The sequence below is a fragment of the Aeromicrobium sp. WCS2018Hpa-31 genome (genome assembly GCF_031843905.1).
Taxonomy (GTDB): Bacteria; Actinomycetota; Actinomycetes; order Propionibacteriales; family Nocardioidaceae; genus Aeromicrobium.
The window spans coordinates 1-13,034 of the sequence record NZ_JAVTJF010000007.1 but is presented as its reverse complement, the minus strand read 5'-3'; the positions used below and the strand labels follow the sequence as shown (position 1 = coordinate 13,034).

Genomic DNA, 13,034 nt, shown 5'->3' with positions numbered 1-13,034 from the left:
GCTCACGCGTCGGGGCATCGATGCAGCACCTCCTGGGCCAGCTGGCGGTACGACGCGGCACCCGGAGACCCGCCCGCGAACTCGGTGATCGGCAGGCCCGCGACCGTGGCGTCGGAGAACTTGACCGTGCGCCGGATGACGGTGTGGAAGACCAGGTCGCCCCACCCCTGCACGAGCGTCTGCAGCACCTCGCGGCCGTGGAGGGTGCGCCCGTCGTACATGGTGCCGAGCAGACCGATGATCTCGAGGTCGAAGTTCGTGCGGTCGCGCACCTTCTCGATGGTCTCCTTGAGCAGCGCCACACCCCGGAGCGCGAAGTACTCGCACTCGAGCGGGATGATCACGCCGTCGGCCGCCGTGAGGGCGTTCACCGTGAGCAGGCCGAGCGACGGCTGGCAGTCGATGAGGACCACGTCGTAGTCGTGCAGCACGGGGTGCAGCGCACGGGCGAGCACCTGCTCACGACCGACCTCGGTCACCAGGCGCATCTCGGCGGCCGAGAGGTCGATGTTGGCCGGGACGAGGTCGAGGCCGGGCACCGCGGTCTCGAGGACGATGTCCTTGAGCGTGAGCTCGCGGTCCATCAGCACGTGGTAGATCGACTGCTCGAGCTCGTGGGCGTTGAAGCCGAGCCCGACGGTGAGCGACCCCTGCGGGTCGAAGTCGAGCAGCAGCACCCGTCGGCCGGCCTCGACGAGGGCGGCGCCCAGGTTGATGGTGGTCGTGGTCTTGCCCACGCCGCCCTTCTGGTTGCACATCGCGATGATCTGCGCAGGCTGCCCACCGCGGCGGGGGGACGGCTCGGGGAAGTCCGGTCGTGGGCGTCCGGTGGGCCCGAGGTCGTCGCTCATCTGTCTCCTTCACGCCGCGTTGGTCGCCTGCCCGGCGATCGTCGTGTCACTGTATCGCGATCCGTGGGTGGCTCTCGGCAGCCGGCACTCAGTAACCAGCTCTGGGGTGCGACGTCGCGTAGACCTCGCGCAGCCGGTCGACCGTCACGAGCGTGTAGATCTGCGTGGTCGTCACCGAGGCGTGCCCGAGCAGCTCCTGCACCACGCGCACGTCGGCGCCCCCGTCGAGCAGGTGGGTGGCGAAGGAGTGGCGCAGGGTGTGCGGCGAGACGTCGACCCCGACGCCGGCCGCGCGTGCGGCGCGCACCAGGACCGTCCAGGCGCTCTGCCGGCTCAGCCGTCCACCGCGCGCGTTGAGGAACAGGGCGGCGCCACCGGTGCCCGTCACCGAGACGAGCCCCGGCCGCGCCACGGTCAGGTAGTCGGTGATCGCACCTCTGGCGAAGGATCCGACGGGCACGAGCCGCTGCTTGCCACCCTTGCCGCGCAGGAGGGCGGTGCCCTCCTCGAGGTCGACGTCGTCGACGTCGAGACCGACGGCCTCGGAGATGCGGGCTCCGGTCCCGTACAGGACCTCGAGCAGGGCTCGGTCGCGCTTGGCCAGGCCGGTGCCCGCCGCACCGGAGGCCTCGAGGATCGCCTCGACGTCGGCCAGCGGGAGCGCCTTGGGAAGCCTGGAGGCCGGTCGCGGCGGCTTGACCGCGGCCGTGACGTCCTGCGCCACCAGCTGCTCACGCAGGCAGAACTTGTGGAACCCCCGGACGGCCACCACGGCGCGCGCCGCGCTGGAGGCGCCCAGGGGCGGGTGCTCGTCGTTCCCGGTGCGCAGGGCCGCCAGGAAGGCCAGCACGTCGGTCTCGGTGACGTCGGCGACGTCGTGGACGTCGGCACCGTGGAGGTGCTCGCGGTACCGCCGCAGGTCGCGGCGGTAGCTGCCGAGCGTGTTCGTGGCCAGGCCCCGCTCGACGCCGAGGTGACCGAGGTAGTCGAGGACGGCCCGGTCGAGGTCGCCGGGGCCGGTCGCCGCCCCCTCACTCATGGGGCCTCCTCATCGGGCCTCACTCACCGGGCGTCACTCACCGGGCCCGGCGGTGGGCCAGCTCGGCGAGCACCCCGGCGCAGGTCATCGCGTCGCGGACGCGGCCGTCCAGCACCGCGGAGACCACCGTCTCGAAGGGGACCCACCACTGCTGCATGTCGGCCTCCTCCGCCAGACGCTCCGTGCGTTCGTCGTCGGGGACCGGACGCAGACCGGTCGCACGGAACACCTCGAACGCCTCGCTGGAGTAGCCGGGGCTCGCCAGCAGCGTGAGCAGCGAGGCCCAGTGCTCGGCCGTCACGTCGGCCTCCTCGGCGAGCTCGCGCGCCGCCGCCTCCTGGGCCTGCTCCCCCGCCACGTCGAGGGTGCCGGCGGGCAGCTCGAGCACACGCTGCTGCACCGGGTGCCGGTACTGCCCCACGAGCAGCACGCGGTCGTCGTCGTCGATCGCCAGGACACCGACGGCACCGTGCGGGCGCACGACCACCCGGTGGTGCTCCTCGCCCCGCGGGTCCCGGATGACGTCGACGTCGACGCCCAGGTAGCCGCTCGCGAAGACCTCGCGCGACGACGTGACCGGCCAGGACGCGGCCCGGTCCGCGACGTCGGCCACGACCTCGCCGGGCAGCGTGGGATGCGGGCTCACGACGTGGTCACCTCGTCAGTCCGTCGGGAGGTCCGGGTCGGCCGCGGCCACCTCGCCGGCCGTGACCGGCACGTCGACGGGCAGCCGGGTCTCGCGCTGGCGGCGGAGCGCGGCCTTCACGAGACCGGCGAAGAGCGGGTGCGGGCGGGTGGGACGCGAGCGCAGCTCGGGGTGCGCCTGCGTGGCGACGTAGAACGGGTGCACGTCGGCCGGCAGCTCGACGAACTCCACGAGCGTGCCGTCGGGCGAGGTGCCGCTGAAGACCAGTCCGGACTGCTCGAGCTGCTCGCGGTAGCCGTTGTTGACCTCGTAGCGGTGCCGGTGGCGCTCCTCGACCTTGTCGGCGCCGTAGACGCCCGCCACGATGCTGCCGGGCGCCAGGGCGGCCTCGTACAGGCCGAGCCGCATGGTGCCGCCCAGGTCGCCGGCGCCCTCGACGAACGCGTGCTGCTCGGCCATGGTGGCGATCACCGGGTCGCTCGCGTCGGGGTCGAACTCGGTGGAGCTCGCCCCGGGGATGCCGGCCACGTTCCGGGCGTGCTCGATCACGATGCACTGCAGGCCCAGGCACAGGCCGAGGGTCGGGATGCCGCGGGTCCGGGCGAGGTGCAGCGCACCGATCTTGCCCTCGATGCCACGGATGCCGAAGCCGCCGGGCACGCAGATGCCGTCGACGTCGCCGAGGTGCCGCGCCGCACCCGACTCGGTCGCGCACTCGTCGGACGGCACCCAGCGCAGGTTCACCTTCGCGTCGTTGGCGAAGCCACCGGCCCGCAGCGCCTCCGCCACCGAGAGGTAGGCGTCGGGCAGGTCGACGTACTTGCCGACCAGCGCGATGGTCACCTCGTCGGCGGGCTGGTGGACCCGGCGCAGCAGCGCGTCCCACTCGGTCCAGTCGACGTCGCGGAACGGCAGGTCGAGACGGCGCACGACGTAGGCGTCGAGCCCCTCGCGGTGCACCACCTTGGGGATGTCGTAGATCGACGGGGCGTCGCTCGCGGTGACGACGGCCTCGGTGTCGACGTCGCACATGAGCGAGATCTTGCGCTTGACCGACTCGGGGATCTCGCGGTCGGAGCGGCAGACGATGGCGTCGGGCTGGATGCCGATGGAGCGCAGCGCCGCGACCGAGTGCTGCGTGGGCTTGGTCTTCAGCTCACCGGACGGGCCGATGAACGGCACCAGCGACACGTGCAGGAAGAACACGTGCCCGCGGCCGATCTCGTGGCGCACCTGGCGGGCCGACTCCAGGAACGGCTGGCTCTCGATGTCGCCGACCGTGCCGCCGATCTCGTGGATCACGACGTCGACGTCGGGCCCGCCCATGGCGAGCATCCGGTCCTTGATCTCGTTCGTGATGTGCGGGATGACCTGCACGGTGTCGCCGAGGTAGTCGCCGCGGCGCTCCCGGGCGATGACCTCGGAGTACACCTGCCCGGTGGTCACGTTCGCGCGACCCACGAGGTCCTCGTCGAGGAACCGCTCGTAGTGGCCGATGTCGAGGTCGGTCTCGGCTCCGTCGTCGGTGACGAACACCTCGCCGTGCTGGAACGGGTTCATCGTCCCGGGATCGACGTTGAGGTAGGGGTCGAGCTTCTGCATCGTGACCCGCAGACCGCGGGACTTCAGCAGTCGTCCGAGCGACGAGGCGGTGAGCCCCTTGCCGAGCGAGGAGGCGACCCCGCCGGTGACGAAGACGTGCTTGGTGACGGCGCTGCCCTGCAAGGTGACTCCCGTGGTCGTGGGCCTGGATGCGGCGCAGCGAGGGTGTCGGACGATCCGTGCGGGCCGGCCGGGGCCGTCACTGCTCCACGGGATTCCAGTGTAGCCGCTCCCGACCCCGCCCGTGACCAGCCCGGGCGCGACGCGCCGCGCGGGTCCGTGCTACTCGGGGACGGGTCCGTCGTTGCTGCGCGACGTGCCCCAGGAGCCCGTCTCGCCGTCGGCGGCCCGCGCCAGCGCGAGAGCCGTGACCGCGCGCCCGGCCGCGGAGTCGATCACGTCGATGGTGGAGACCTGCGAGGCCTCCCGCCGCACCACGTCGACGGCCCCGCCCTCGCGGCTCGCCGACGACGGGCCCGCGACGAGGGCACCGGAACCGGAGCCGGCGATCGAGCGGACCAGTCCCGACAGGACCTCGGCGGCGTCACCGACGCGCGACGGACCGGTGACGACGACGGCCAGGTCGGCGAAGGTGTCGGGCGCCTCCTCGGCGGCCGTGAGTCCACCTTCGTCGAAGGCGGACGCCACGGTGCGCGCCGTCTCGTCGAGCTCGCCGCCGGCATCGCCCAGCACCGAGCTGCCGAGCGCTGCGCCCACTCGCGTGTACCCCTCGCCGCTGGCGTCGGGGGCCGCCTCCCCGGCGACGCTCTCGGCGAACTGGCGGTTGCCCGGGTCGATGAGCTTGGCGGTCAGGCCCACGGTCCCGGTCACCGTGGCACCGGCCCGCTCGAGGTCACGGCGCACACCGGCGACCTCGTCGTCACGTGCGCCGGGCAGCGTCAGCACGACCACCGAACGGTCGTCCAGCGATCCGTCGATGAGGCCGGACGAGGTCCGGGCCGCGTAGCCGTCCTCGAAGGAGGCCAGCGCGGCGTCGCCGCCGGTGCTCGCGCTGCCGTCCTCGGGTGCCGAGAGCGACTCGTCGAGCACGCCCGCTCCGAGTGCGACACCGGCGGCCAGTGCGAGGAGCACGGCCGCGATGGAGACGAGGTGGTACCGGAAGGTGATCATCTACAGCAGTCCTTCGAGCCAGGTTCGGAGATCGCCCAGGCTGTCGCCCAGCGCGTCGTACCAGTCGCGACCGGTCGGGGTGACGCCGATCGCCGCGACGACGGCCAGCACCCCCGCGACCAGGACGAGCAGCACGGGCCAGGCGGGCATGGTGCGTCGGGTGAAGTGGGCCACGGCACGCGCGTCGACGAGCGTGCTCGCCGCGCGCAGCCGGGTGACGAACGAGCTGGCGACCTCGGCGGTGCCCCGCTCGAGGAACTCCACCAGCCCGCGAGGTGCGCCGACCTCGACGATGACGGGTGCGTCGTTGGAGTCGGCCAGCAGGATCGCGAGGTCGCTCGGCGCCCCCGAGGCGGTGAACGTCGCGACGTCCACACCGGCTCGCTCGAACCGCTCGTGCCCCTCGCTGCGTCCCGAGGACGTCACGACCACGACGTCGGCCCCGCTGCGCAGGGCCCGGTCGGAGAGGTCGTCGAGGTGGCCGATGACGACGTCGGGAGTGATCTTGGCGTCGATCAACGCGTCGGCTCCCGCCGTCACGCCGACGACGACGGCGCCGGAGTCCCTGATCCAGCGTCGGATCCGCTTGAGGTCGTCCTGCCATCCGTAGGTGCGCGAGACCACCACGACCGGTCGACCGCGCAGGCGGGTCGGGAGTCGCGGGATGCGCGCACCCTCGAGCAGCAGCTCGCGCTCGCGCTCGAGGTGGTCCGAGGCGTTGGCGGTGAGGGACCCCAGGCGGGTGGCGAGGTCGCGCTCGGCGACGCCGAGCCGCTGGGAGCGGGTCGCGTCGTCGACCATGTGGCCCTGCGCGACGAGCACCTCGTCCTTGAAGACCTTGCCGTCCGCGATCCGCACCGTGTCGCCGCTGCGCAGACGCGACCAGATGCCGGCGCCCACGTGGTCGATGAGGGTGACGCCGGCGTCGGCCAGGACCTGGGGGCCGAGGTTCGGGAAGCGGCCGGTCGAGGACTCCGCCGCGTTGAGGACCGCGCGGACGTTGCGTGCCACCAGCGCCTCGGCCTGGCCGCGGTCGAGGTCGGGAAGGTCGACGACGGCGATGTCGCCGTCGCGCAGCGCCTTGGAGGAGGCGTCACCGGTGCGGGCGAAGCGCACGACGCCGACGATGTCGTCGGTCGTGTCGTCGGCTGCACCTTCGGAGGGGCGGGTTCGTCGAGACATCGTCGTCCATCGTGGCACGGGGATCCGCCTCGGCCGCGCAGCGCGGGCCCGGCGCGTCCCCGACCCGCCTCCGCTCCGGCTACTGCTGCTGCGCCAGGTCCAGCAGCTCGCGTGCGTGGGCCTGGGCGGCCTCGGAGTCGTCCTGGCCGGCCAGCATCCGGGCGAGCTCGTCGACGCGCGCCTGACCGTCCAGACGCACCACGCTGCTGGACGTGACGTTGCCGTCGTCGTCCTTGGTCACGTGGAAGTGGTGGTGGGCGAAGGCCGCCACCTGGGGCAGGTGGGTGACCGCGAGCACCTGGGGGCCGCGCGAGAGACGGGCCAGCCGGCGGCCCACCTCGACCGCGGCGCGGCCGCCGATGCCCGCGTCGACCTCGTCGAAGACGAGTGTGGGGACCGTGGTCCGGTCGGCGAGCACCACCTCGAGCGCCAGCATGAGTCGCGAGAGCTCACCGCCACTGGCCCCCTTGGCGAGCGGCCGCGGCGCGGCGCCGTTGTTGGCGGCGAACAGCAGCTCGACCTCGTCGAGACCGTGCGCGGACAGGACGGCGTCGTCGGCCACGCGCACCGCCACCTCGAGCCGCGCCGACGGCATGGCGAGCTGGGCGAGCTCCTCGCACACCAGGGCGCCGAGTCGCTCCCCCGCCTCGCGCCGGACCTCGCTCATCCGGTGCGCCAGGTCGTGCACCTGCGGGGTCAGCCGCTCGATCTCGTCCTCGAGCTCGGCGATGGCCTGGTCGTCGTGGTCCAGGTCCTCCACGCTCGCGGCGGCCTTCTGCTGCCACGCGAGCACGTCGGCGACGGTCGGACCGTACTTGCGCTGCAAGGTGACGATCGCCGCCCGGCGCTCCTGCACCGCGGCGAGCCGCGCCGGGTCGACCTCCACCCCGTCGGCGTAGGCACTCAGGTCGGCGGACACCTCGTCGAGCAGGATGCCGACCTCGCGCAGCCGTGTCGTGAGCTCGTCGAGCGTCGAGTCGTGGCCGGCGACGTCCTGCAGGGCCGCCGTGGCCACGGCCACGACGTCGCGCGCGGCCGTCCCGTGGTCCCCTGCCAGACCTTCGTGCGCCGCGAGGGCGGCACGGGCGAGCGCCTCGGCGTGGGCGAGACGCCCCTCCTCGGCCACCAGCTGGTCGTTCTCACCCTCGAGCGGCTCGACCGCCTCGATCTCGGCGAGGCCGTGGCGCAGGAGGTCGAGCTCGCGAGCCCGCTCCTGGGCGTGCTCCGTGAGCTCGCGCACCCGAGCGTGCGCCGCCTTCAACCGGGCGTGCTGCGGGGTGTACTCCGCGAGCAGGTCCGCGAGCGGCTCGCCGGCGAAGGCGTCCAGAGCCGCGCGCTGGGCCGGTCCGCGCAGCAGGCGGTGCTGGTCCGACTGCCCGTGCACCGCCACCAGCTCGTCGGTGATCTCCGCCAGCAGGGCGGCAGGCACGGTCGCTCCGCCGGCGAAGGCCCGCGACCGCCCCTGCGCCGACAGCACGCGACCCAGCACGAGCACGTCGTCGTCGACCGCTCCCCCGGCGTCGTCGACGATCCGCCCCACCGTGGAGCCGGGCGCGACCTCCACGCTCGCCTCGACACGCGCCTGACGCTCTCCGTGACGCACCAGCCCGAGGTCGGCGCGACCACCACGCAGCAGGCCGAGTGCCGTGACGACCATCGTCTTGCCGGCGCCGGTCTCACCGGTGATGACGGTGAAGCCGGAGTCGAGCTCGAGCTCGGCGGACTCGATGACGCCGAGGGAGCTGAGCCGCAGGTGCTGCCACATCAGCGACCCCCGCCCCGTCGCTCGACCCCGCGCTGCTCGGCGGCGCCGCGCCAGCCCGCGACCGGGAGGTCGAACTTGCGCACCAGCCGGTCCGCGAACGGCGCCTCGTGCAGCCGGGCGAGGCGCGCCGGCGTACCGCTGCGGCGGACCTCGACCCGAGCGCCCTGCGGCAGGTCGGCGGCGCGGCGGCCGTCGCACCACAGCACCCCCGCGGTGGTCTCCCCCACGACCTCGATCGCGAGGGTCGAGGCGGGCGAGACGACGAGAGGGCGGGCGAAGAGGGCGTGGGCGCTGATCGGCACGAGCAGCAGTGCCTCCACCTCGGGCCACACGATGGGGCCCCCGGCGCTGAAGTTGTAGGCGGTCGAGCCGGTCGGGGTCGCGCAGACCACGCCGTCGCACCCCCACCGGGAGACCGGTCGGTCGTCGATCTCCACGACCAGCTCGAGCATGCGCTCCCGGGAGGCCTTCTCGACGGTGGCCTCGTTGAGGGCCCAGTTCGTGGCCACGACCTCGCCCCCGACCGTGACCTCGACCTCCACCGTCAGACGTTCCTCGACCCGGTAGGACCGATCGACGACGCCCTGCACCACGGCCTGGAGGTCCTCGACGTCGGCCTCGGCCAGGAAGCCCACGTGGCCCAGGTTCACGCCCAGGACGGGCGTGAGGGTGCCACGGCAGATCTCGGTGGCGCGCAGGATGGTGCCGTCACCACCCAGGACGATCGCGAGCTCGCACCCCGCCGCCGCGCCCTCGGTGGCCGCGATCACCCCGACCTCCCCGATCCCGGCGGCCTGCAGCTCCTCGAGGTCGGAGTCCAGCACGCAGACGGCGAGCCCGGCTCCTCGCAGGTCGGTCGCCAACCGGGCCGCGAGCGAGGTGGCCTCGGCGCGGGCGGTGTGCACGGTGAGCAGGATGCGGCGCTCGCTCATGCCTGGCCTCCCTCGTCGGGGCGGGCACCCAGGGGCCCTGTTCCGATCACGTCGAGGACGTCGCGACGCTCGAGGGGGTCACCGTCGGGGTCGTGCCGCAGCCAGCAGAAGTACTCGACGTTGCCGGCCGGACCGGGCAGCGGGCTCGCGGCGAGCCCCTGCGTTCCCCACCCCTGCTCGCGTGCCGAGGCGCTCACGCGCAGCACCGCGTCGGCGTGGAGGTCCGGGTCGCGGACGACGCCGTTCTTGCCCAGGTTCCCGCGTCCGACCTCGAACTGCGGCTTGATCATCAGCACGATGTCACCCTTCTCGTCGCACACGGCGGTCAGCGCGGGCATGACCACGGTAAGGGAGATGAACGACAGGTCCGACACGACCACGTCGACGGGGCCGTCGATGTCGTCGCGGGTCAGGGCGCGCACGTTGGTGCGGTCGTGCACCTGGACCCGTGGGTCGTCCCGCAGCCTCCAGATCAGCTGGCCGTAGCCGACGTCGACCGCCACGACCTCCCGGACGCCACGTCGCAGGAGGACGTCGGTGAAGCCGCCGGTGGAGGCACCGGCGTCCAGGCACCGGCGACCTTCGAGCCGCAGCCCCCGGGGCTCGAAGACCGCGAGCGCGCCCAGGAGCTTGTGGGCGCCGCGGGAGGCCCAGCCGGCGTCGTCGCCGTCCTTCACCACGACGGGCTGGTCCGTGCCCACCTGCGTGGCCGGCTTCGTGGCACGCTGACCGCCGACGCGCACGCGGCCGTCCTCGATCAGCTGCGCCGCGTGGTCCCGGGAGCGGGCCAGGCCGCGTCGCACGAGCTCGGAGTCGAGCCGGACGCGGCGGGTCACGATCGCGGATCCGGCCGTCCCGCGCCGGCGAGCACCTCGCGCAGCGTGCGATGCGCGGCGTCGAGCACCTCGGGCCGGCGTGACAGCTCGACCTCGTCGAGCCGGTCGAGGCGGTCCAGCTGCTCGAGGAGCTCGGGGTGGCCGGAGCACGCCTCGCGGGCCCGCGCGACGAGGTCCGCCACCGGGTCGCCGGCGGGATCGACGTCGGGTGCCTCGTCGCCGTGGGACGCGACGGTCGGGCGGTCGCTGTGCTCGCTCACCTCGTCATCCTCCCAGACCGTCGACGAGTCGGAGGTCGGCGTCGCTCCCTCGGGTGTCGCGCGTCGCCCAGGCGAGCCCGAGGAGCGCGCGGACCGACGCGGTCTCGGCGGGGTCGCCCTCGGTCAGCCGGATCACGTCGCCCTCGAGGCGGGCCGCGGCTTCACCGCACCGCGCCGCGTCGCCGTCGACGGCCACGTGCTCGTGGGTCTCCACGAGACCCCGCAGGTCCGTCGCCACGTAGGTGGGACGACGTCGTGGGTTGAGACCGGCGATCTCCTGGAGGTCGCTGACGCCGGTGAGCACGGCGAGAGACGGGATGTCGAGCGCCGTGGCGCCGTCGATGTCGGTGTCGATCCGGTCGCCGACCATGAGGGGTCGACGTGCCCCCGTCCGCCGGACCGTCTCGTCGAACAGCGGCCGCTCGGGCTTGCCGGCGACGACCGGTTCGAGGCCGGTCGCGTTGGCGACCGCCTGCACGAGCGAGCCGTTGCCCGGCGCGGTGCCGCGCGGCGTGGGGATGCTGAGGTCACGGTTGCTCGCGTACCACGGCAGGCCTCGGCCGACGGCGTAGGCGACCTCCGCGAGGTCCGACCAGCCGATGTCGGGGTGGAACCCCTGGACGACGGCGACCGGCTCGCCGTCGGGACCGTCGACCGGCACCAGACCCTCGGCCTCCAGCGACTCCCTCAGCCCGGGGCCGCCGACCACGAGGACCCGTGCTCCCGGCGCGAGATCGGCGGCCATGAGACGGGCCACCGCCTGTGCGGACGTGACCACGTCGGCGTCGTCCGGGACCGGCATGCCGATCCGTCGCAGGTGGTCGGCCACCACGGTGGCCGGCCGGGACGCGTTGTTCGTCAGGTAGGCCGGTCGGAGGCCCCGCTCGACGGCCGACTGCAGGGCCGCGGCAGCGCCGTCGACCGCGTCGGCCCCCACGTAGACCACCCCGTCGAGGTCGAGCATCACGACGTCGTGCAGGTCGCAGAGCGGGACGTCGGTGCTCCGGAGCGGCATGGCACGAGCCTACTGAGCCGCCGGCGACCGGGAGCACGTGGTCAGCTCGACGGCGTACCAGCTCTGGGCGCCGCCGGACGCGCGCTGGAATCGGCGACGCAGCTCGCCCGTGACCGAGACGACCGCGCCGTCCGGCAGCCGCGCGCAGGTCCGACGCAGGCGCGACGTCCAGGCCACGCACTCGATGGTGTCGACGGTCTGCGCCGACCGGGCCGTGCCGCGCCGCGGCCTCGTGCGACGGACGACGAGGCGGAAGGTGACGATCTCGTCGCCACTCGGCAGCGTGCGCGCCTCCGGGGTCCCCGAGACCCGACCGGTCAGGGCCACCTGGTTGTGGTGCTGTGGTTCAGTCATCCCACCAGCGTGGCCGCGTCGGCGTCGCGAGCCCAGCCATCCGGCGAGCCCTGTGGACGACGAGGGGCCGGGCACGTCGTCCCTGTGGACGACGGCCCGGCCCTGCGGTGAGCTCGCGCGCAGTGGTCACGACAGCGCGGAGAGGCGCTCCTCGGCATCGGTGATCTTGTTGCCGTCGACCGCCACCACACGGTGGAACCACTCGACGGCCTCCTCCTGGCGGCCGGCCGCCAGGAGCGTGTCCGCGTACGCGTAGCGCAGGCGAGCGACCCACTCGGAGCGGTTCTTGCTGTTCAGCGACTCGGTCTCGAGCAGACGGAGCGCAGCGTCCACCTGACCCAGGTCGCGTCGGGCGCCCGCGACCACGATGGTCAGCTCCACGCCACCGGCGTCGTCCAGTGCGGCCCGGATGTCCGGGGTGTCGTAGGCCAGCGCCTTCTCCGGTCGTCCCAGGGCACGCTCGCAGTCGGCCATCATGGGCGCGTAGAGCAGCTGTCCGTTCATGCGTCGAGCAGCGCGCAGCTCCGACAGCGCCTCGGCGAACTTGCCGGCGGCGTACGCGGTCTCGCCGCACGCCTCACGGACGAGGCCGTTGCGCTGCGCTCGGGCCCGCGCCGCGAGGGCGTGCTTGTAGGCCGTCTCGGGGTCAGTGGCGACGAGCAGCCCCGCCATCACGAGGTGGCGCGCGACCCGGTCGGCGAGCTTCGCCGGCAGGTTCTGCAGCTGGTCGCGGGCGTACCGGTCCAGGTCCGTCGCCGACACGTCGTCCGGGATCGGCGGACCGTCGTAGACGACCTGGTCGACCGTGCGCTCCTCGCGCTCGGGACGACGGCCCGTGCCGCCCGTCCCGGGTCGACCCCGGGTGTCACGACGCTCCGGGCGTCCCCCACCGTCGCCTCGCCGACCTCCGTCCGAACGCCCCTGTCCGGGACGCCCACCACGGGGGCTCTCGTCACGACCACGGCCGCCCGAGCCCGACCGACCGCCGGCACCGGGCCGACCGCTCGATCCGCCTCGACCACCGGTCGATCCACGTCGGCCGTCTCCACGACCTGCGCCCCCACCACGGGGGCCCTTCTGCTCACTCATTCCGACTCCTGCTGAAATGCAGCGAGGCCGCTCCCTGAAGGGAGCGGCCTCGCGCTAATGATTGTCCGGCGGCGTCCTACTCTCCCACGCAGTCTCCCACGCAGTACCATCGGCGCTGAAGGGCTTGACTTCCGGGTTCGGAATGTCACCGGGTATTTCCCCTTCGCCATGGCCGCCGAAACTCTATGGAGATATCAATCAAACCTGTGCAACCCCGGCGGGGGCCGCAACTGGTTCCCGACTCATATCTCGGGAACCTCACAGTGGACGCGCAGTAATCTTGTAAGAAACAAGCCCTCGGCCTATTAGTACCGGTCAGCTCCATGCATTGC

13 protein-coding genes and 1 rRNA gene are annotated in these 13,034 nt (G+C 73.2%); all 14 read right to left on the bottom strand.

The genetic code is table 11. The features are described from left to right. Nucleotides 1–2 precede the first annotated feature (2 nt). The 14 genes from RQG84_RS10215 to rrf all read right to left on the bottom strand — a co-directional run bounded on the left by RQG84_RS10215 (nt 3) and on the right by rrf (nt 12,882). The gene (locus RQG84_RS10215; protein ID WP_311209958.1) at nt 3–851 is read right to left on the bottom strand and encodes a ParA family protein; all 849 of its coding nucleotides are present in this window, start codon (nt 849–851) and stop codon (nt 3–5) included. Nucleotides 852–939: 88 nt separating this feature from the next. Next, nucleotides 940–1,890, bottom strand: a complete 951-nt coding sequence (gene xerD / locus RQG84_RS10210) for a site-specific tyrosine recombinase XerD (RefSeq protein ID WP_311209957.1) — start codon at nt 1,888–1,890, stop codon at nt 940–942. Between the two features lie 37 nt (nt 1,891–1,927). Then, entirely contained in the window at nt 1,928–2,536 is a 609-nt protein-coding gene (locus tag RQG84_RS10205; RefSeq protein WP_311209956.1) for an NUDIX hydrolase, read from the bottom strand. Between the two features lie 15 nt (nt 2,537–2,551). After that, on the bottom strand, nt 2,552–4,261 hold the full coding sequence (locus RQG84_RS10200; protein WP_311209955.1) for a CTP synthase: 1,710 nt from the start codon (nt 4,259–4,261) through the stop codon (nt 2,552–2,554). A 159-nt stretch (nt 4,262–4,420) separates the two neighbouring features. Further along, nucleotides 4,421–5,269, bottom strand: a complete 849-nt coding sequence (locus tag RQG84_RS10195) for a copper transporter (protein WP_311209954.1) — start codon at nt 5,267–5,269, stop codon at nt 4,421–4,423. Then, nucleotides 5,270–6,451 carry a putative cytokinetic ring protein SteA gene (gene steA, locus RQG84_RS10190; protein WP_056554771.1) on the bottom strand — a complete coding sequence of 394 codons (1,182 nt, stop codon included), beginning with the start codon at nt 6,449–6,451 and terminating at the stop codon, nt 5,270–5,272. 79 nt (nt 6,452–6,530) lie between these two features. Further along, nucleotides 6,531–8,216 (bottom strand): DNA repair protein RecN, encoded by a 1,686-nt coding sequence (gene recN, locus RQG84_RS10185; protein ID WP_311209953.1) that lies wholly within the window; start codon nt 8,214–8,216, stop codon nt 6,531–6,533. Further along, entirely contained in the window at nt 8,216–9,148 is a 933-nt protein-coding gene (locus RQG84_RS10180; protein ID WP_311209952.1) for an NAD kinase, read from the bottom strand. The genes recN and RQG84_RS10180 overlap by 1 nt, the downstream gene beginning before the upstream one ends. Next, nucleotides 9,145–9,984 carry a TlyA family RNA methyltransferase gene (locus RQG84_RS10175; RefSeq protein WP_311209951.1) on the bottom strand — a complete coding sequence of 280 codons (840 nt, stop codon included), beginning with the start codon at nt 9,982–9,984 and terminating at the stop codon, nt 9,145–9,147. Before RQG84_RS10175 ends, RQG84_RS10180 begins: the two co-directional genes overlap by 4 nt. Continuing rightward, nucleotides 9,981–10,244, bottom strand: coding sequence for a hypothetical protein (locus tag RQG84_RS10170; RefSeq protein WP_311209950.1), 264 nt, complete (start codon nt 10,242–10,244; stop codon nt 9,981–9,983). The genes RQG84_RS10175 and RQG84_RS10170 overlap by 4 nt, the downstream gene beginning before the upstream one ends. A gap of 4 nt (nt 10,245–10,248) precedes the next feature. Further along, entirely contained in the window at nt 10,249–11,259 is a 1,011-nt protein-coding gene (locus RQG84_RS10165) for an HAD-IIA family hydrolase (RefSeq protein WP_311209949.1), read from the bottom strand. 9 nt (nt 11,260–11,268) lie between these two features. Beyond that, a complete protein-coding gene (locus tag RQG84_RS10160) occupies nt 11,269–11,613 on the bottom strand; it encodes a single-stranded DNA-binding protein (RefSeq protein ID WP_311209948.1) in 345 nt (114 codons plus the stop codon). Nucleotides 11,614–11,739: 126 nt separating this feature from the next. Continuing rightward, nucleotides 11,740–12,702 (bottom strand): tetratricopeptide repeat protein, encoded by a 963-nt coding sequence (locus RQG84_RS10155; RefSeq protein WP_311209947.1) that lies wholly within the window; start codon nt 12,700–12,702, stop codon nt 11,740–11,742. A gap of 63 nt (nt 12,703–12,765) precedes the next feature. Beyond that, nucleotides 12,766–12,882 (bottom strand): 5S ribosomal RNA (gene rrf / locus RQG84_RS10150). Between the last annotated feature and the right edge of the window lie 152 nt (nt 12,883–13,034).

What these genes read in the sequence shown, in the direction of transcription:
- RQG84_RS10165 (WP_311209949.1), bottom strand. Translation starts at nt 11,259, where the DNA reads ATGCCGCTCCGGAGCACCGACGTCCCGCTCTGCGACCTGCACGACGTC.
- RQG84_RS10180 (WP_311209952.1), bottom strand. Translation starts at nt 9,148, where the DNA reads ATGAGCGAGCGCCGCATCCTGCTCACCGTGCACACCGCCCGCGCCGAG.
- RQG84_RS10155 (WP_311209947.1), bottom strand. Translation starts at nt 12,702, where the DNA reads ATGAGTGAGCAGAAGGGCCCCCGTGGTGGGGGCGCAGGTCGTGGAGAC.
- RQG84_RS10195 (WP_311209954.1), bottom strand. Translation starts at nt 5,269, where the DNA reads ATGATCACCTTCCGGTACCACCTCGTCTCCATCGCGGCCGTGCTCCTC.
- RQG84_RS10160 (WP_311209948.1), bottom strand. Translation starts at nt 11,613, where the DNA reads ATGACTGAACCACAGCACCACAACCAGGTGGCCCTGACCGGTCGGGTC.
- steA (WP_056554771.1), bottom strand. Translation starts at nt 6,451, where the DNA reads ATGTCTCGACGAACCCGCCCCTCCGAAGGTGCAGCCGACGACACGACC.
- RQG84_RS10215 (WP_311209958.1), bottom strand. Translation starts at nt 851, where the DNA reads ATGAGCGACGACCTCGGGCCCACCGGACGCCCACGACCGGACTTCCCC.
- xerD (WP_311209957.1), bottom strand. Translation starts at nt 1,890, where the DNA reads ATGAGTGAGGGGGCGGCGACCGGCCCCGGCGACCTCGACCGGGCCGTC.
- recN (WP_311209953.1), bottom strand. Translation starts at nt 8,216, where the DNA reads ATGTGGCAGCACCTGCGGCTCAGCTCCCTCGGCGTCATCGAGTCCGCC.